At 54.6% G+C, this 16,475-nt stretch carries 15 protein-coding genes and 1 pseudogene; 9 read left to right on the top strand and 7 right to left on the bottom strand.

Annotated elements, in window-relative coordinates:
- Positions 1–131 precede the first annotated feature (131 nt).
- On the top strand, positions 132–1,403 hold the full coding sequence (locus FFR93_RS19955) for an ATP-binding protein (RefSeq protein WP_138394473.1): 1,272 nt from the start codon (positions 132–134) through the stop codon (positions 1,401–1,403).
- A 96-nt stretch (positions 1,404–1,499) separates the two neighbouring features.
- Here the strand turns inward: FFR93_RS19955 and FFR93_RS19950 are convergent, their stop codons facing one another.
- The 3 genes from FFR93_RS19950 to FFR93_RS19940 all read right to left on the bottom strand — a co-directional run bounded on the left by FFR93_RS19950 (position 1,500) and on the right by FFR93_RS19940 (position 5,270).
- Positions 1,500–3,200, bottom strand: a complete 1,701-nt coding sequence (locus FFR93_RS19950) for a retron Ec67 family RNA-directed DNA polymerase/endonuclease (protein WP_138394472.1) — start codon at positions 3,198–3,200, stop codon at positions 1,500–1,502.
- 408 nt (positions 3,201–3,608) lie between these two features.
- Positions 3,609–4,274 (bottom strand): hypothetical protein, encoded by a 666-nt coding sequence (locus FFR93_RS19945; protein ID WP_138394471.1) that lies wholly within the window; start codon positions 4,272–4,274, stop codon positions 3,609–3,611.
- A gap of 177 nt (positions 4,275–4,451) precedes the next feature.
- On the bottom strand, positions 4,452–5,270 hold the full coding sequence (locus FFR93_RS19940) for a DUF3800 domain-containing protein (protein ID WP_171049219.1): 819 nt from the start codon (positions 5,268–5,270) through the stop codon (positions 4,452–4,454).
- Positions 5,271–5,478: 208 nt separating this feature from the next.
- On the opposite strand from FFR93_RS19940, the gene FFR93_RS19935 reads away from it, so the two are divergent.
- Both FFR93_RS19935 and FFR93_RS19930 read left to right on the top strand, forming a co-directional pair.
- Entirely contained in the window at positions 5,479–6,069 is a 591-nt protein-coding gene (locus FFR93_RS19935; protein WP_138394469.1) for a recombinase family protein, read from the top strand.
- Between the two features lie 12 nt (positions 6,070–6,081).
- Positions 6,082–6,480, top strand: a complete 399-nt coding sequence (locus FFR93_RS19930; RefSeq protein ID WP_138394468.1) for a Rap1a/Tai family immunity protein — start codon at positions 6,082–6,084, stop codon at positions 6,478–6,480.
- 71 nt (positions 6,481–6,551) lie between these two features.
- Here the strand turns inward: FFR93_RS19930 and FFR93_RS19925 are convergent, their stop codons facing one another.
- Complete coding sequence (locus FFR93_RS19925; RefSeq protein ID WP_138394467.1) at positions 6,552–7,007, bottom strand: hypothetical protein; 456 nt, start codon at positions 7,005–7,007, stop codon at positions 6,552–6,554.
- Between the two features lie 856 nt (positions 7,008–7,863).
- Here FFR93_RS19925 and FFR93_RS19920 point away from each other — a divergent pair.
- Positions 7,864–8,265, top strand: coding sequence for a hypothetical protein (locus tag FFR93_RS19920; RefSeq protein ID WP_138394466.1), 402 nt, complete (start codon positions 7,864–7,866; stop codon positions 8,263–8,265).
- Between the two features lie 1,047 nt (positions 8,266–9,312).
- A complete protein-coding gene (locus tag FFR93_RS19910; RefSeq protein ID WP_138394465.1) occupies positions 9,313–10,398 on the top strand; it encodes a hypothetical protein in 1,086 nt (361 codons plus the stop codon).
- A 265-nt stretch (positions 10,399–10,663) separates the two neighbouring features.
- Here FFR93_RS19910 and FFR93_RS19905 read toward each other — a convergent pair whose 3' ends face one another.
- Positions 10,664–11,221: a hypothetical protein gene (locus tag FFR93_RS19905; protein ID WP_138394464.1), complete on the bottom strand. Its 558-nt coding sequence runs from the start codon at positions 11,219–11,221 to the stop codon at positions 10,664–10,666.
- Positions 11,222–11,716: 495 nt separating this feature from the next.
- Between FFR93_RS19905 and FFR93_RS19900 the strand changes: the two genes are divergently transcribed.
- Together FFR93_RS19900 and FFR93_RS19895 are read left to right on the top strand one after the other, a co-directional pair.
- Positions 11,717–12,553: a hypothetical protein gene (locus FFR93_RS19900; RefSeq protein ID WP_138394463.1), complete on the top strand. Its 837-nt coding sequence runs from the start codon at positions 11,717–11,719 to the stop codon at positions 12,551–12,553.
- 78 nt (positions 12,554–12,631) lie between these two features.
- The gene (locus FFR93_RS19895) at positions 12,632–13,255 is read left to right on the top strand and encodes a hypothetical protein (RefSeq protein WP_138394462.1); all 624 of its coding nucleotides are present in this window, start codon (positions 12,632–12,634) and stop codon (positions 13,253–13,255) included.
- Between the two features lie 12 nt (positions 13,256–13,267).
- Here FFR93_RS19895 and FFR93_RS19890 read toward each other — a convergent pair whose 3' ends face one another.
- Positions 13,268–14,647 (bottom strand): tyrosine-type recombinase/integrase, encoded by a 1,380-nt coding sequence (locus tag FFR93_RS19890; RefSeq protein ID WP_138394461.1) that lies wholly within the window; start codon positions 14,645–14,647, stop codon positions 13,268–13,270.
- Between the two features lie 223 nt (positions 14,648–14,870).
- Here FFR93_RS19890 and FFR93_RS19885 point away from each other — a divergent pair.
- Positions 14,871–15,166, top strand: a pseudogene (locus FFR93_RS19885) (GIY-YIG nuclease family protein).
- A gap of 60 nt (positions 15,167–15,226) precedes the next feature.
- Here FFR93_RS19885 and FFR93_RS19880 read toward each other — a convergent pair.
- The gene (locus FFR93_RS19880) at positions 15,227–15,463 is read right to left on the bottom strand and encodes a DUF2798 domain-containing protein (RefSeq protein WP_138394460.1); all 237 of its coding nucleotides are present in this window, start codon (positions 15,461–15,463) and stop codon (positions 15,227–15,229) included.
- A 233-nt stretch (positions 15,464–15,696) separates the two neighbouring features.
- Here FFR93_RS19880 and FFR93_RS19875 point away from each other — a divergent pair, with 233 nt between their 5' ends.
- Positions 15,697–16,419, top strand: a complete 723-nt coding sequence (locus FFR93_RS19875) for a YoaK family protein (RefSeq protein WP_138394459.1) — start codon at positions 15,697–15,699, stop codon at positions 16,417–16,419.
- Positions 16,420–16,475 lie beyond the last annotated feature (56 nt).

Below are 16,475 nucleotides of genomic sequence, written 5' to 3'. Positions count from 1 at the left end.
GATGGAATTCGGGCGCGTTGCGTGGCGGGGTGAAAACCTTAAATTTCCCGCCCCGCGCCTAAGCTTATGACTCCCGGCACCTCAGAACTTATAATAGCGCGTGCGAATCAACCTGAAACTCAGAGTTTGCTATGGCGCTTGCTTCACTGTCGGATGCGGATTTTAAGACGCTTTTAAGTGAGAACTTCACACCCTCGGCAACGATTAAGACTCCAGAGCGACTTTTCGGGCGCGCCAAGGCATTGACCACAATAGAGCGGGCGTTTGCGTCGGCAGGGCGTCAGGTTTTTATTTATGGTGATCGCGGCGTCGGAAAGACCTCTTTGGCAGAGACCGCAGCCCATCTCCATCAGGATTCCAGATCAACCCCGATCTATGTCCCCTGTGCAAACAGCGGGAGCTTTGCTGAGGTCATGACGGCAGTTGGCAACGCTACTATCAGCATCACAAAGCGGGTCGAGCGGCGCGGCGCGACAGGGACCTACGGTGCCACTGTTTTTGGTACGGGGCTCACTATCAAGCCGGCTGAAGCTGACCTGCACCACACCCTCCCCGACGCGCAAACACTCACGGGTGCATTGGATATAATTCGCTATGTTCTGGAGAAGCGTCCTGGTCCGCAGATCATCATTATTGATGAGATGGAGCGCATAGGGGCTGCGGCGGAACGCGAGAAATTCGCAGAGTTTATAAAGAACATTCCCCAACTAGAGGAGCGTGTAAAGTTCATATTCTGCGGGATCGGCACGACTGTTGATGAATTGATTGGGGCGCATCCCTCAGCTGGGCGCATCCTTGAAACAATCAGCCTTGAAAAGCTTCATCATAACTACTTGTGGGAGATAATTCGCCATGTCGCGAACCAGGCGAACGTGGAGATCCCAACCGAAATGCTTGTCCGTATTGGTCAGATTAGTGATGGTTTCCCACATTATGTGCATTTAATCGGTGAATCTATGTTCTGGAGCGCTTACGATGATAAGGAGGAAGTCACCAAGCTTCTTTCGGAGCATTTTCGAGCCGGCATCACGGGGGCGCTGGAAAGGGCAGAGGGCGTTCTCAGACAACAATACCAAAAAGCTACCCGCAAGACGAAGAACACCACGGATTACGAAGAGGCGCTCTGGGCGGTTGCTGACACCACATCGGACAGCCGACAGCTTTCCGAAATTTATGAAGCGTCCTATAAGCGTATCATGATGCGACGACAGCGAGTGGAGCGCCTTATGCTGACCAAAGAGCTATTCAATCAGAGGCTCCTCGCCCTAAAAAAAGAGGGACATGGAAGCATCCTCAAAGGCTATGGCTCCGGCTGGTTTGGATTCAGGGAAAACATCATTCGCGGCTACGTGCGCCTGATGGCGGAGCAAGCAGGAGTAGAACTGGGCAGGGACATCCGTTGACCGACAATCTGCTTTAAAATGCTATCACCTCGACAGCCACCAGGCCGCATCCGCGAGCGCGCGCCTTGGCCGGCTAGAGGGCGCGAAAAACAAGTTCTAAGGAGCGGTTCCAGCCGCCAAACGGCCAGCGAAATCGGCGATGACCTGTTCAATCGCAAGGAGTAGCGGTTCAAAACCGGTGAAGTCAATTTTATCCTGATTTGGTCGGACCACGCTCTTCGCAAACGTATGTTTTGAATAAAACTTAGTTCCATCCGTTTCTTTGTTCGTCAAATCGAGCTTTTTTCCTTCATGAGGAATATTTAACAAGGATGGATCGAAGAGGCCTTCTATTGCCGCAACAGGGCCTCCTGTGGGCGGGATAGGAACTGCATATAAATTGGCATAGACGTAGTAGAACGGGTCCGTCCCCGTTACCTTTGTTTTGGTCATGGAGCCAAGCGTCTTAAAGAACTTTTCTGCCCCGTCATCATTGTCGACAAGAATAATAACCGGGTTTGCCCCACCGAACTTAAAGCCACTAATGCGCTTTCTATAGTCACCGAGTAGATTTTTTAGCTCTCCTGTGCCCCCTGATAACCCCATCAGCTCACGGCTAGACTTTCCGTACTTAAAGAACGTCAGCTTATGTTCTTTTGTCCCGTGCCCAACGTCTATCAAGTTTGGGAATTTTCCGGCAAGCTGATTGAGGGCGGCCTTTAAATAGATTGTATCTGTGACACCTTCTCCAATAATCACGGGCTGGGAAATGCCGTAGAAAGATTTGAAATTGAGGTATCGTTGATATAACCGAAATGGGGCTGTACCCTGAAGAGAGGGGCCCTTTTCGAGTGTGTTTTGCATCGAGCGCACGTGATGAATATAACTCAGTCTTCCTCTGACTACGGCGTCGGAAACTGGCTGGGCGATTCCATCTTTCACAACGAACGCAAAGCCTTGATTGAATAGGCTGTGGCACATTGCTCGCGTTAAATGATAAAATTCGGTTGGGACCCCCACCTTCCTGTTTACAATCAGCCCCGTCGCCTCCTGACGGGAGAGCTTGTATTGCACACGCGTTTTTGCGTGATTCAGCTTAAATCCCGTTTTGAAGACATTTTTAACCAGCGCATCGCCTGCAAGCCATTTGTGATCGCCTTCATGTTGATAAGCGATCTCCTTCGGAAAATTAGGTTGGCTGGTCGAAAAGCTTAAGTCGTCAACATATCTCGTGTAAGTACATCGATGGCGGGAGGCTAGTCTTGAAAGCCTCATATCCAGAATGTGTCCGATGTAGTCTGAAATGATCGGCGAACAAGGACTACCTTGGGGGAGACTATTGTCGTGGCAAGCGATTTGAGCGATGACAGTGGCCACTTTAGGATCTAAGGAAAACGTCTCATTGTGCACGAAGAAGCCGTAAACCCGACCAAAATTTATTGACGGAAAGAAGTTCTCAAGGTCTGAATTGAAGACGTATGTCTTATTTCTATGATTTCGAGCGTTCGTGATTATCGACAGTTTTCTTTTGAAACCATGAGAGACGGCGTGCCGCTTATCCACTTTTCGTTTGGTGGAGATTTCTTCCTGTATGTCCTGCAGCAGGTCAGCGAGTGCCCTCTGAATTCTCTTTAGGCGGTCAATGGGCGCCTGTATCGTGCGCGTGCCGCCAGACTTTTTTGGGATGAGAAATGGTGTGTATTTCAGCGTGCTGGGAATCATATATAAGACATATGACAGTACTTTAGGTTGCTCGCCTAGTATATAAGCCAAGTCTGAAAGCGATTTTGCCTGTTTTAAAGCGTCAAGTTTGGACATTTATTCAATTTCGAAAGGCTTGCGGACACTCTTATGCGAACGTAGGAATTATCCAATATTGCATCGTCTGTAAGTATCGTCAGGCAAATCACCCAACAATGGTTTCAACTGCCATGAAACTTGGCAACAAAATCTGTCCGCAAGCCCATTACCATCAAGCACCAAATCCGTTTCTGAACAACGACAGATAGCATCAGGCAGTTTTTTTCAACAGGAATGTTCAAAGGTCGGGGCTCCTGCCGCACCGGCTTTTTCGCCACGCAATATTGCTCAGTCAAAGGCTGCGGGAGCACAAAATTGGAAGGCAGAATCAAACCAGGGGTCACGCATTTCAGAGGCGATCTACGTGCCAGTGACCCCGCGATTCCCCCCGGTACCCCTCGATGGGACCCGGGGGCCGAGCGATGTTTACGGCGCGACGGCGCTTTGCTCAGACCGCACGATCCCTTCGACAGAAAGGAGCGCAGACAGGTCCTTCAGTGCGGTGGTGGGGTGTGGAACCATTGGAGTTTCCATCGAGCCGGACACGAGCTGTACGAGACCTGTGCGCAGCAGCGCGTTGGCGTAGGCAACAGACACCTGTGGTTCCATGCCATAGTCAGCACTCAAGATGGTTCGACATTCCCTCCAAGACAAAAATGCGCGATTTTCTGCGTGTTCAGGATTTGGCGGCTGATCGTTAAGGCGTTGCATTACGCCAAGCACAATGACTTCCTCTCGCCTTAGCCCCGCCAGGACATCTGCCCACCGCAAGAAGTCATCAGCATAGAGCCCCGGTCCCTCTGCGCTGCCTACAATTACCCTAGCGAGGAGCCGTAGATTGGTCCTTGCTGCTCCTTCCTCGCCTGCCCGCATGTACCTGTAGGTAATCGCCGCTGCTTCGTCAGCACTCTTGAAGGTGATCGGCCGGTTGCCGAGCCGGATTTCTTCGAGCAATATATCCCTGGCCTTCTGTGCGCGTTTCTGAAGAAGTGCCTTTAGCGCAATGACTCCTGCGCCAGAGACCGTTGCGTCCATGGGAAGGTTATTGCTGGACATGTAATCGCTCATCAACGCGCCAAAAAGTTCAAGCATTCGATAATTTCCCTTTCGCTGGGCTACCCCACAGACAGCTCCGATGTGCAATATCTTCAATGAAATCTGGGGTCACACGCCCGAGAGACGATCTACGTGCCAGTGACCGCGTGATTTCCCCCGGTACCCCTTGATGGGACCCGTTGCCGGTTCGCAACGCGCCGCCGCCCCACGTGTTTAGTAGGTACGCTGGTCAGTTATTTGTTGCGCTGTCTCGATGCCTGCATCAGCAAGAAAGTTCTTCAAGCCTCGATATTTGTCTCGGTATTTAGCAGCCTTGATTACCTTGGGACTGTACAGAAATCCAAGCTCTGGCACCGCAACCGAATCCTTGAAGCGAACAAAGAGAGGGGAGATGAGCCCAAGCAACTTTCCGGCGGTGGCAATTTGCTCTGGACGGTTTCGCGTGTGAGCGTTGATCGAAAACCGTAGGGACCCAAGAACTACATCCACGACACTTGGCAAATGGGCCTGCCCAATGGCCGAGTAGTGAAAGCCTACGATGTTTGCCAAGCGTTTATTCCCGTCGCCGTATGGCATGCCTGTCAGCCCAACGGTAAATTTCTCGCGCAGGTGTGCCTCTATGGCGTTCCCCTCATCGTTGAACCGGTCGATGAGTACTAAGCCCGAACCTTGCAATCGGTTCAGGATGCAATCGAAATGATAGCAGACAGCGTTGATTCCATTCCTTCTCGCCAAGTTGGGGCTAATGGATATGTCATGTAGGATTACGTACGCGATCAGGCCAATATCAAAACGGGCGGCAAGCTCAATCAACTCTTGCTTCAGCACGTTAAACTGATCCTGGGTGAAGCCTGGCGGTCCAGGATTAAATTTGAGCCGATAATCCTGGGGGACCTTGTGCTTGCTCCGTAGCGAGTCGACGGCGAGCGAAAAGTCTTTAGCCTTCGTTCCGTCAATGAACAGACCCCCGTAGATGAGGAAGTCTCCGGACTTTTTCTCTAAGTTCGTCTCGTCGCAATAAAGCAGATGCAAAGGAGCCACCGATCTGGGACCGACTGCACCCTAAGTTGAGTCTTTGAACTGGGCAAGAGGCGCCCAAAGCGACGGCAGTCTCTTTGAGGCAAGCCCTTATGAGTCTGTCATTAGATCGCCGCGAGGGTCTCACACAAGTGCCGTTGACATTTTGAGACTACCGGTATCTCATAGCTGAAAATTTATGTGAGACTCTGAGGACGCCACGATGACAGCAGTGATGATAGGTTATGCCCGCACCTCGACCACCGACCAAAAGGCCGGCTTAGAGGTCCAACTCCGCGACCTCGAAACTGCCGGCTGCACGAAGATTTTCAAGGAGCAGCTTTCTTCGGTCGCCACCGAAAGGCCCGAGCTGGAGCGGGCTCTAGATTTCGTGCGTGAAGGTGACGTGATGGTGGTCACCAAGCTGGACCGTCTGGCCCGCTCAGTGGCGGACCTTATCGCAATCACGGAGAAGCTTCGGCGGAAGGGCGTTGAGCTGCGCATCTTGGCGCTCAATTTGGACACCTCCACGCCCACCGGAAAGCTGATGCTAAATCTGCTGGGGTCTATCGCTGAGTTTGAGCGGGAGTTGATGCTGGAGAGGCAGCGGGAAGGCATCGCAAAGGCCAAAGCGGAAGGTAAGTACAAGGGGCGCGCTCCTACCGCCCGGAGCAAAGCAGAGAAAGTCCTATCCTTGAAGGCCGAAGGAATGACGCCTCTCCAGATTCAATCAACGTTGGGGATCAGCCGTGCCAGCTACTTCAGGATAGTGAAAGAGGCAGATAACGTTGGACAAGCAAATCACTCCCGCTGAGAGGGAAAATCGATGAAAAGACCAGCAGTCTTGCGATTCGTACTGCCACTTCTCGCCCTTTTCAGTTCAACCACTGCCCACGCGGATCCGGCCTTCATGACAGGCAATAAGCTATTTGAGTATTGCCAGACGAACAGGCTTTTTGTGGTGGGCTATATGATGGGCGTGGTGGACAAAGGCCTTTATGACAGCAGCGCTGCTGACTACGGGCTCACGCGCGAGCCGGATTCGCGAGAGCTGAAGGTGATTGGTACGTTTGTACGAACTAATCGTTGTGTGCCTGACGGAGCCACGTCGGGCCAGATGGTCGATGTAATTTGCAAATGGTTGAACGAACACCCAGCGGATCGACACAAATACGGTCCAACCTTGATTAACAACGCTTTCGCCGAGGTGTGGCCATGCGAATAACGACCGGCAACAAGGACCCGACTCCCTCATTCTGGTCCTGCGCAAGGGTTTAGGATCGCTGCTAACTAATCTCAATAGTCCTTCCGTTGCAGGCGGCGAGCGCACATCGGATGTTCCATGCACGCTGACAGCGCGGCCTCGTATTGCCGGCCTTGCTCGGTTCTTGGGAAATCGTATTCGCTATACCTATAGCCACCCCAAAGACCAGCAGCGAGGATGATGGGGTATGCCCACGCCGCGATGGCCCGCCTAATAGGCTGCCCCTTCGCCGTCCTTAGCCAGGAGTTCGAAGCCGCCAGCAATACCACGAAGGAAACCGCGAGGCAGACGAGAAAGCCCTTGGAGTACTGTGACAGTGCGGGTAGCAGCCGGACAGCCAATTTGCCCGACCCCACCACTACGCCATAGGCTACAGCTCCTGTCGCAACGTAGCAGGCCAGCAGCTCGAAAAGCTCTCTAATGGGCTCGCGCTCACCGCCGATTGTCAGACGGTTCATTTGCAGCGGCGTTGTCTCAGTGTTTTCCATCTCGGCTTCCCTTTGGGCTGCTGCCTGCGGTGCGCCCCCGCAAGCTTGCCTCCATGACCCCTGATCGGGGAGTTGGAAAACCGACTCGGTCGGTCCCTGAGGCCTTTAGTTCGGTGAACCTGGACATACGCCACAGGCCCCCCGACCTAGAGAAGGTCAAGGATCGATCTCCCTTCCGGTGGGGATCATACCGCCGAGTTCGGGGTTTCCACGCCCCGTAGCGCCGCGTTTGCGCTCAGGAATATCTCTAGCGATCCGGTGTTTTGAGGCAAGCTGAAAATCGCAATAGTGGTGGCGGCACTAACGAGCCGGACTCGGTACACCTTGAGGGCAGGTCGGTGGCGTGCGTGGGCGGGGCCGTGCTGGGGTTGGCCACTGGTCTGGGTGGGGCTAAGTGGGGTGGGCGGTCTGCCTGGGTTGGGGTGCCTGGGCGGGGCTAAGTGGAGTGGGGGTGGGCCATCTCCTTACTTGGTTTGAGTGTCCTGACCTGTGTATTGTCCTGGGCGCCTAAAGGTTGCTGGGGGTATTGTCGCCATGATCTTTGGTCATGTGGGCTGGTCTACTTAGTGGTGGACTGTATAGTCCGGGTATGGTCACGCTGTTGTTGGCATATCTATTTCGCAAAATGGGGGAACTGCGAAAATTATTCTAATTTTGTAGTGACTAGATCGGCTTTTTGGTCTATATGGTGATTGTTGCGCTCGGATGTCCCGAGTGAATTAGAAGGAACTGAAAAATAAACCACCATCTTCCTAAGGCTACAGATCAAGCGCTGCTAACCTGCAAGCTGTTTCTCTCAGTAGCCGGAACTCAAAAATCTCCGTTTCATGCGCCGCAGCACGTACACGCGTGGCGATTGGTCAGCCTCGACGGAGAACTGCTCGCATCAAATGACGCCGCGCCGCTGGTGCTCTTGGACGGGCCAAATAATCTCGGGCTCTACACTGCAATTGAGCAAGCCCTTTCGCATGTTTCAGTGGGAGCAGTGGTGGGCCTCTTTGCCCCACAGGAAGAACTGCTTCATGTGTTCGGTGAAGGACTGGCGCATCTACAGAAAAGGGATTTCAGAAAGCGAGACAGGAAGCCCTTTGCCCATCGCGACCAGATTAGGGCTGTGTTTGATCTGGCCGTCGCAAAGGATGCGGAACTGCTGGCCCTCAAACCACACACCAGCGAGGAATACGCTATGTACTACCAGGCGTCCGATTTTGCTCGCGATCGGCTAAGAGAAACGTTGGAACGACACGCGAATGCATGAAGGTCCTTATGGAGGGCGTCGCAGCGATGCGGCGCTTTCCTCGAAATTCCTCCGTCCGGACGGCGAGAAACGTCGTTGTGTGTTGCCCGGATGCAGGAGACATGCCGAAAGGTCGGTGGGGCAAGGTCTCTCACATTTCCATTGCCGTTACCACGTCCAGCACAAGTCCCGGCACGGCTCGCATTGGCACCCGACCTATAAAGCGGCCGAATTGCTGCCCTATGTCAAAAGTGCGGAACGCTGGGTCAAGGAGCATCGGCAAGACCCCACATATCGGACCGCATATTGGCAGCTAGAGTATCTTCTGGCCGGCGCTGGGCGGCCGGACTCAGCAACCAACCTGCGCGGCCAGTCGGCTGAGCAACGTGCTCGAATTGCCTTTGCGCGGCTGCGAGCAGCGAACATTCCCGCTCAGCGAATCATCACCATCTACCTTGGAGTAGCAGCGCTTATCGAGGACGATTGGAAGAGCCACAATGTCCGAGAGTTCCGCATTGTGCAGGCCGCTAAGGCCGTCCATAGGCTCGCGAGCGGCACTCACCGTAAGTGGGACGCGTGGGACCCCCGAACAGGCGGAACGCGGCTGGTTGAGCTTCACGCTTATCCTCGCTCATCGGGGCACGTGCTGAGGAAGATCGGAGCCGAGCTGGAAAAGGCCTGCAATGAGCTAGCCCGCGCTGTGGTGCCCGAGGTGATCGCCATACGCACACAACGCTTTGGACCCCATCCGTCCCATCCACCTATCGCCCAGGCGTCCTAAGCAAATAAAAGTCCTCACCTCCGTTTGATCTCCTCTCGGGGGTGGGGACGCGCATGTTGGAGCTTATCTTGGATATTCGAAGCCCATCGCGGCCGCTACACTCAAAACACGACCAAGTCGAGCGGGACACGTCTCGTCATTTCGACCCTTGGCTGGTAGCCCGCGGGGACAACCTCACGGCACTGATAGACCGTCTATTCTCCACATTGACTCCGCCAGCCATTACACCAGGCAGACGGCATAGAGCCGATGCGACCGCAAGGAGAAGGGCGTGCACAGAGACGCTTATGGCAAACCTTGTCATGGCAGTTCTTGGATCAGCCCAGAACCGCGACTGCGTGATATCGCTAAGGAAATTGAAGCGCAGCCGCTACGATCGCGAGGAGGTCAGCCCCAATGGTCTACGCTGGGCGATAGATGAGTTGGCTGCTCATGGCCACGTTGAGGTCGAAGGTGCCATTTATAAGGAGCAACGGACGAGACTAATTCCGACGATAGAATTCGTGTCACTGCTGAAACGGCATGAGGTCAAGAGGCAGGATGTTGGACGAACCAGCGGCGGCGAAACCATCGTGCTTCTAGCGGAGGTAGACTGCGAAAGAGCCTTGGTTGACTACCGAGACACACCAGAGACCATAGCACTTAGGGGAGAGATGTCGGCGATAAACCAGGCCCTCGACAAAGCCGATATCCGTGTTGATGGCGAGACGCTAGGACCGATTCACCTTACCCGACGATTCGATGCTGGAAACTCTGCTCCTTTCAGCTTCAATCGGCATGGACGGCTTTACGGTGGCCTCTGGGAGAGCCTGCCACGTGTGGAGCGTCATCGCCTGACCATCGGCGGTGAAACGGTAGCAGACCTCGATTTCTCGTCTATGTTCCTCCGTCTTGCTTATGTGAGGCGGGGCGCAACGCCGCCGGAAGGCGACCTCTATGCCATTCCGGGGCTGGAGGATCACAGGGAGGGGGTCAAGCGTGTTATCGCCTCACTGTTCTTTCGGGAGAAAATTTCCAGGAGACTTCCACACGACGCCAAACCGTTATTGCCCGAAGGCTCGACGATGGCGCAGGTTCGGAATGGTATTGTTGTTGCCCATCCTGCTATAGCCCCCTTGCTGGACACAAATGTGGGCTTTGAGCTAATGGCGACTGAAAGCAACCTGCTTGTGGCCATATTGCTGGAGCTGATCTCGCAGGGCGTTGTCGCGCTCCCCATGCATGACGGCCTGATGGTGGCGGAAAGCAAAAAGGAGATTGCCGCCCAGACGATGGGAAGGGTTAGCTTATCAAAGCTCGGCGTTAGCCTTCCGGTGGCGGAAAAGCCAATTCCTCGACCCGGCCAAGATGGCGAAAATAACTTGCCCCTATAGCCTCTCGGTCGGGCTTAGAGTGATGGACCTCTTGATTTAGACCCCCATCATCACCTTCACCTTTGTGCACCTCTCGGGGCTGCCTTGTAGAGACGAGATGAGTGATGGACAATCCACCAGTAGCACAGTTCCCCACAGCCGTTCCTTGCGTTCGCTAGCGGGACTGCCTTGAAGTTCGCTCCCGTTGCGGGGCCGCCAGTGCCGGGATGATGGGGTTTGTGTTTTATCGTCGCCAGCCTAAATGCCTACGGTGGCCCTTGGTTTTTCAAGCAACTTTGCGCTGCTCTGGCGGTATGATGAATGCGCCAATCACCCCAGGCATTTGGGCCCCCTCTTTGTTCTGCCATTTAAATTTCACGTCGACCGAAATATTGGCCACCGTGGAGAGTAGAAAGATGGTTCGCCAAGCATTGTTCGCGTCGAGGCCCTGAATCGAAACCCCGGCCTCTTTAATGAATTTGTAGCCGTTGCCTGACTTCTGGCCCACTGCGCTGTTGCTGGGCAGTGTGGCGTCAATATCCTTCGCTGACATTCCCCTTGCTGCCAACACCCTAATCATGGCGACAATGATGCTGTTCCAGAACGTATCCGCAGACTTGAGAAGTTGACCATCGACGGTTGCGGACAAGACCGAAGTATGCCCGAGATTGGGCGGGGAAGCCGGGTCAAATAGGCGGTAGCCTTCAGGCGTGCTATCGATTTTATCGCCTGTATCACCGTCTAAGATCCGTGTAATAACACTCTCGATGGTGTCCACGAGCGGCACTGCGCGGGCCTGAAGACGGCTAAAGAGTTCGTCAGAAATGATAATATTATGCGACATTGGCAATCTCCTCTGTTTCAATGCCAGGAGGATGCCTCAGTCTCATACAGATGTCAAGTGGCATATAGATTATAATTTTTATAGCCGTTAGGGTCCGTACTGGATCGCAGGTCAGCTTGAGGATGGTAGGAGAACGACGACAAAGAAACTTGCTGGTGCGCCGTCTGCAGCAGATACGAGGCTACTCGAAGGATTAACCCAGCGGATTTGTGTCCGCCTGCGACTAGACAACTTGTGCTGATGCTGCGCAACCTCGCGTTATGTCTGACCAATTGATTCTCGTTGACGATGATGGTGCGCAGCTCAATGCTAAAGTTGAGTTGCATGATCTCGGACTTATCCTTCACAGCCGTAGCGGGACCGATCGCAACCGCGACTACCGCGCTGCACTCGAAATGCTGATGAGCCGGCTAGATCATGGGCAAGTTTCCTATCGAATCTATCTTGATAGCCGCCCAGTGCAGGGGGTCGATCTGGCTGAGCGGGAACTTTCCTTTGATCGCCTATCCCCCGTCGCAACGCGATTTTGACGAGCTTGTTCGGGCGATGAATGAAGGCAGTTCAAGCCATGGTGCATGGAGGCGGCTTTTGATTGAGACCCCGGGTACGTCGGCTGTCAGGGTGCGCGAAATCATTGAACGAAAAGGCGGCATAGTTCGTCTGCCCGCGAGCGAACTGAGGAAGGTTACGACTGCGCATATCCACAATGCCGTCCAGAAGCTTCTTTCAGGAGGTGACGCTCCTAACTTTGCGCCATCCCGCGACTATGATGCGTTCACTGATGCCGGCCTCCCCCTTGCACCCAAAAAAGTATTCGGCCTGGCCCTTGAAGAGGCGCTAGGAATAGAGGCTTACCCTGGGCACTTTAGCGCTGGATGGGGTCAAATATCCTTCGATCTGCTCGAAGAAGCGGGCCTCTGGATCACGCCGAAAAAGGAGGGCGTTGCCCGGCCCAAGCCGGACCCCAAGAAGATTGAATTAGGGCTGACAGGCTTTGTGCCTACTGAAGAGGAACGCAGTTGGATTGAAGGCAACCCGAAAATCGTTTCTCACCTGAAGCGTGAAAGAGCCCCTGGTCTAGCGAGAGAAAAGCGAGCTGCTTTTATGGCTGAGCACAAGCGGCTTTTTTGCGAGGACTGCAAGTTTGACCCGATGGAAAAGTATGGTCCAGAGGCAGCGGCCGCGTGCATTGAGGTTCACCACCACCGAACTCACGTAGCGAATATGGAACCCGGTCACAAAACCAGCATGGAAGACTTGAAGTGCTTGTGCGCGAATTGTCACCGTGTGCTGCACCGCAAGCTTGCTCTTGGGATCGCAATTCCTGTTTGACCACATTGGCATTAAGAGCCTCATCATCGTTGAGAGAAGCAATTTAAACGGAAGGCTACGGCCTGGGTCTGGGTGATAATGGGATTCGACGAAGCAATGCGAGAGGCCGCGAAGGCGGCAGATGCTGCGGTCGCACGCGCAATGCGCAAATACCGAGACGGGCTTACAGTTGATGAGGACGATTTAACCGGAGTTCTTATCGGAAGCCTGGATGCGGAATTCGATAAAAACATCGCAGGCATTCAGTGGTCCAGCTCCATTTTGCGCCACCGAAGAGGCAGGGCTGCCGAAGAGAAGCGCATTGGCGCTGACATGGTGCTTCACGTCGCTTTGACGACCCCGTTAGTGAAATACTCGAAGGCCGTACTGATCCAGGCGAAACGCCATCAGCCTGGAGCCCTTATGACGCCACAGGAGCAGGAGCAACTTGGCGACCAGTGCCAGAAAATGCTGGCTGTTACACCTGCATCATTTGTTTTTGACTACACGACGTCGGACATGAGGTGCGGTTCCGCAAGCAAGATATCCGGTTCCACGAATAGGGACCTTTATGATGCTTGCAGGTGGACTTCTTATAGATTTTTCCTAGAGTTTTTCAGAAGTTCGGTTGGCGATCCCCGATTGACAAGCGCGAAAGTGACGGATCTGCCAGTTCCTGTGGTTCTGAAACTATCCGCTCAGGGCGATGTGGTAGATGAGTAAGTCTTCAATTGCTCATGCTAAGAGATTCGGCGGCAGCCGGACGGCCTCTACGCACTCGCGCGCCTGCTGAAGAAGCGGCCCTCCCGAATAAACCCCAAAGGTCATCCCTTGCCGCTTGTGGCCGACTACAACGGCGATGGTGCTTTCTAGCTGTCCCGCCTGCTCCGCTTTGGTGATGAACCACCGACGGAAGCTGTGGAAGTTTACAAGACCACGGCGCTTGCCTTCGCGCCTTTCCTCAACGCCAACGATGCGGCGGTATGCGGTGAACTCGTTGGACGTCTTGAAGGAGCGCTCACGCAGCGAATCCGATTTCTTCACGCCGGGCCATTCGGGGAAAATGTCGTCCTCAGGTGCCTTACCCTTTTTCCTCCGTTCAACGATTTCGATTAGGTCAGGGTGAATGGGGCAGAGACGTGGTCCCGGCTCTTTCTTTTGGGGCTTGAATACGAACACCCCATCGTCTCGGCAGTCCTTCACCTTGAGGCACACGATGGCGTCCAAGCGGGCACCGGAAAGGGCGGCTATCCTCATGAGGTCGTGCATTTTCTGCTCAGCGGGACCTTTCAGCAAAATCTCCACTTCGTCGTCGGTAAACGGGCGTTCCTTTTGATCGGTGGTCTGCTGAGGCTCACGTAAGCGCCGTCCTTGCCAGATGTTGGAATCGACTTCGTGGCGGTTTTCTAGCCACGTCCAATAGACTGAAAGTCGGCTGACGTATTTGTTGAGGGTGACGGGAGAGAGGTTGGCCGCGAGTGTGGGAAGCTCATCGCAGAATCGCACGGCCTCCTTCTTGGTCATTGCCTGGAGATACGGCGGAACACCGGCTTTGCTGCACCAATCCTTCAAGAGCTTTATAGCTCGCTTGTCGTCTGCCTGGGTGCGAGCCTTGACGTGCGACATCGCCAGGAACTTCTCATGATAGAGGTCGATCGGTGTTCTGTCCCCACGCGCTAACTGGGAGAAATCCTTAGCGAGGCGTAAGCGCTCGGGGTCGAAAATTTCATAGCCGCCTTCGTCGGTGGCAATGGGCCGGCCTGCGAGCGACTCTGCCTGCCAATCGATCTCCTCATCAATCTCGTCTCGCTGCGCCGGATCGAACGCGGTTCTGCGTTGCTCTGCGAATTGGACAGCCTGCTGTATGGCCTGTTGACGGCTGGCCGATCGCGCGGCCTTCAGTGAGAGCGATGGATTTTCCGCGTGTGCGATGGTCGCTTTGAGGTCCGCTAATGCATCCCACTTAAGTCGATTCGCCTCTCTAAGACTATCTGTCCCGAGTGGCTTCTTTAGCTTTGTACCTAGTTTCGCGTGAAGCTTCTTCGGGACATTGACGACCACGCGCCACTGGTTCCCGTGAAGCTCCAAATATTTGCGGTCGGATGAGAGGGACAAAACAGCCTCCGAGTACCCAAGAAAGTACCCATATGTAGACCAATAGCTGATTGAATTTCAATAAATATTTGACCAGGAACACCATTTTGTCGGGTGAGGTTGTCTCCCGCTTAGCTCCACCACGCTTTGCCCTTACGGGCTTCGCGTGGCGCAGCCGCGAGAAACCGTTAGCACGAAGCAGTGCCCGGCATAGCCCGAAGGGCGACGACGGGCTGAAACGCTGATGTGGTATGTCTATATTCTCCGCAGCATCGATTTTCCCGATCAGGAATACACCGGTCTACCGCCGACCTGAAGCAACGCTTTGCCGCGCACAATGCTGGAAAATCCACCCACACCGCCAAATTCGCTCCGTGGAATTTGCTCTGGTATTGCGCCCTTCCCGATAAGCACAAAGCCCTCGAATTCGAGGCCTATCTGAAATCGCATTCCGGTAGAGCTTCTGCCAGCAAGAGATTGATCCAGCCGACTCAGGATCCAAGCCTTGCCAACCGGAGGAGCGGTTCTGATTCTGGTTAAGATTTAACGACCCAACTCAACTCCAGCAGGCCGCGCTACGGCCCGCTGACGCCTTCCGCCTCACATCTCTACGATCGCCGCCGTCACCCGCTTCACCAGGGGTAGCACCAATAACAGTACGGGGAAAGCGATGACCCAGGAGAGCGCCCAGGCGGATGGCCACATGGCAAGTGCAGCCGTGGTCAGGCCTTGCGCTCGGACGATGCTGATCGCCGAGACGACCGATGTCATCAGCAGCGAGAGGATCAGCGGCATGACGATCATGTGGTAACGTTTGGGAAGTTTGGCTTTGGGCATAGTTGGCTCCGTAAGATGCCGATCGAATAATCGCGCAGCGCCCGACCGGCGGATTGCGCGTTGATTGACGTAAACGCTTACGGAGCTTCAGTCTGAAGCGACGCCGTTTTATGATTGAAAACAGCCTGCCAATCAAGTCCCGCCCCCACCAACCCTCCTTGCCAATTCCTCAAGGAAGAGGAGTTATCCTTCCTGCAGGAAACTCACCGATCCGGTTTCAGGACCCTCCGCCAATGACCAGAGCAAGACGCCGCCGTATCATCCGTACACGACGAACCATGACCGGGCTCGCCCTCGTCGGCTCAATTTCATTTCTGGCCGGCATGACCGATGCGACCGGGCTGCTGCTGACCGGCGATTTCGTCTCGTTCATGACCGGCAATACGACCCGGGCCGCACTCGCCTTGAGCGAGGGTAATCTTTATCACGCGGCGGTGCTGATCTCGGCCATTCTCGTTTTCGTGCTCGGCAATGCAGCCGGAATCGTCATCGCCCATGTCTCCGAGCGCCGCATCTTCGTCGTGCTCGGCTGCGTCGGCCTCGTTCTGGCGCTCGCTTCGGTGATGACGGCTGAGAGTCTGATGCTGGCGCGGTTCTCCATGATTGTTTTCTCCATGGGCATGGTGAATGCCGCCGTCGAACATATCGAAGGCCTGCCGATCGGCCTGACTTATGTCACCGGCGCTCTGTCGCGTTTTGGGCGCGGCATCGGCCGCTGGATCATCGGTGATCGCCGTATCGAATGGACGATCCAGATCGTCCCCTGGGGCGGCATGGTGCTCGGCGCGATCGCCGGTGCTGTCCTGACGCGGCTGACCGGCGCCCATGCCTTGTGGCTGGTCGCCATCTTTGCCATGGCGCTGGCGATTGCCGCCATGTTCATTCCCCGGCCGCTTCAGCGGCGCTTCAACCAGAAGCTCGCGCCGCAGCGCCCGGCCGCTCTCCGCGGCAAATAAGGCATGTCGCGCAAGAATGTCCAGCGGTGCGGCAACGATCTGCGTAAAAGAACGAC

The sequence above is a fragment of the Rhizobium sp. MHM7A genome (assembly GCF_005862215.1).
Classification (GTDB): Bacteria; Pseudomonadota; Alphaproteobacteria; order Rhizobiales; family Rhizobiaceae; genus Rhizobium; species Rhizobium bangladeshense.
This window is presented reverse-complemented; position numbering and strand designations above follow the sequence as displayed.

What these genes read in the sequence shown, in the direction of transcription:
- FFR93_RS19955 (WP_138394473.1), top strand. Translation starts at nt 132, where the DNA reads ATGGCGCTTGCTTCACTGTCGGATGCGGATTTTAAGACGCTTTTAAGT.
- FFR93_RS19950 (WP_138394472.1), bottom strand. Translation starts at nt 3,200, where the DNA reads ATGTCCAAACTTGACGCTTTAAAACAGGCAAAATCGCTTTCAGACTTG.
- FFR93_RS19945 (WP_138394471.1), bottom strand. Translation starts at nt 4,274, where the DNA reads ATGCTTGAACTTTTTGGCGCGTTGATGAGCGATTACATGTCCAGCAAT.
- FFR93_RS19935 (WP_138394469.1), top strand. Translation starts at nt 5,479, where the DNA reads ATGACAGCAGTGATGATAGGTTATGCCCGCACCTCGACCACCGACCAA.
- FFR93_RS19930 (WP_138394468.1), top strand. Translation starts at nt 6,082, where the DNA reads ATGAAAAGACCAGCAGTCTTGCGATTCGTACTGCCACTTCTCGCCCTT.
- FFR93_RS19925 (WP_138394467.1), bottom strand. Translation starts at nt 7,007, where the DNA reads ATGGAAAACACTGAGACAACGCCGCTGCAAATGAACCGTCTGACAATC.
- FFR93_RS19910 (WP_138394465.1), top strand. Translation starts at nt 9,313, where the DNA reads ATGGCAAACCTTGTCATGGCAGTTCTTGGATCAGCCCAGAACCGCGAC.
- FFR93_RS19905 (WP_138394464.1), bottom strand. Translation starts at nt 11,221, where the DNA reads ATGTCGCATAATATTATCATTTCTGACGAACTCTTTAGCCGTCTTCAG.
- FFR93_RS19895 (WP_138394462.1), top strand. Translation starts at nt 12,632, where the DNA reads ATGGGATTCGACGAAGCAATGCGAGAGGCCGCGAAGGCGGCAGATGCT.
- FFR93_RS19880 (WP_138394460.1), bottom strand. Translation starts at nt 15,463, where the DNA reads ATGCCCAAAGCCAAACTTCCCAAACGTTACCACATGATCGTCATGCCG.
- FFR93_RS19875 (WP_138394459.1), top strand. Translation starts at nt 15,697, where the DNA reads ATGACCAGAGCAAGACGCCGCCGTATCATCCGTACACGACGAACCATG.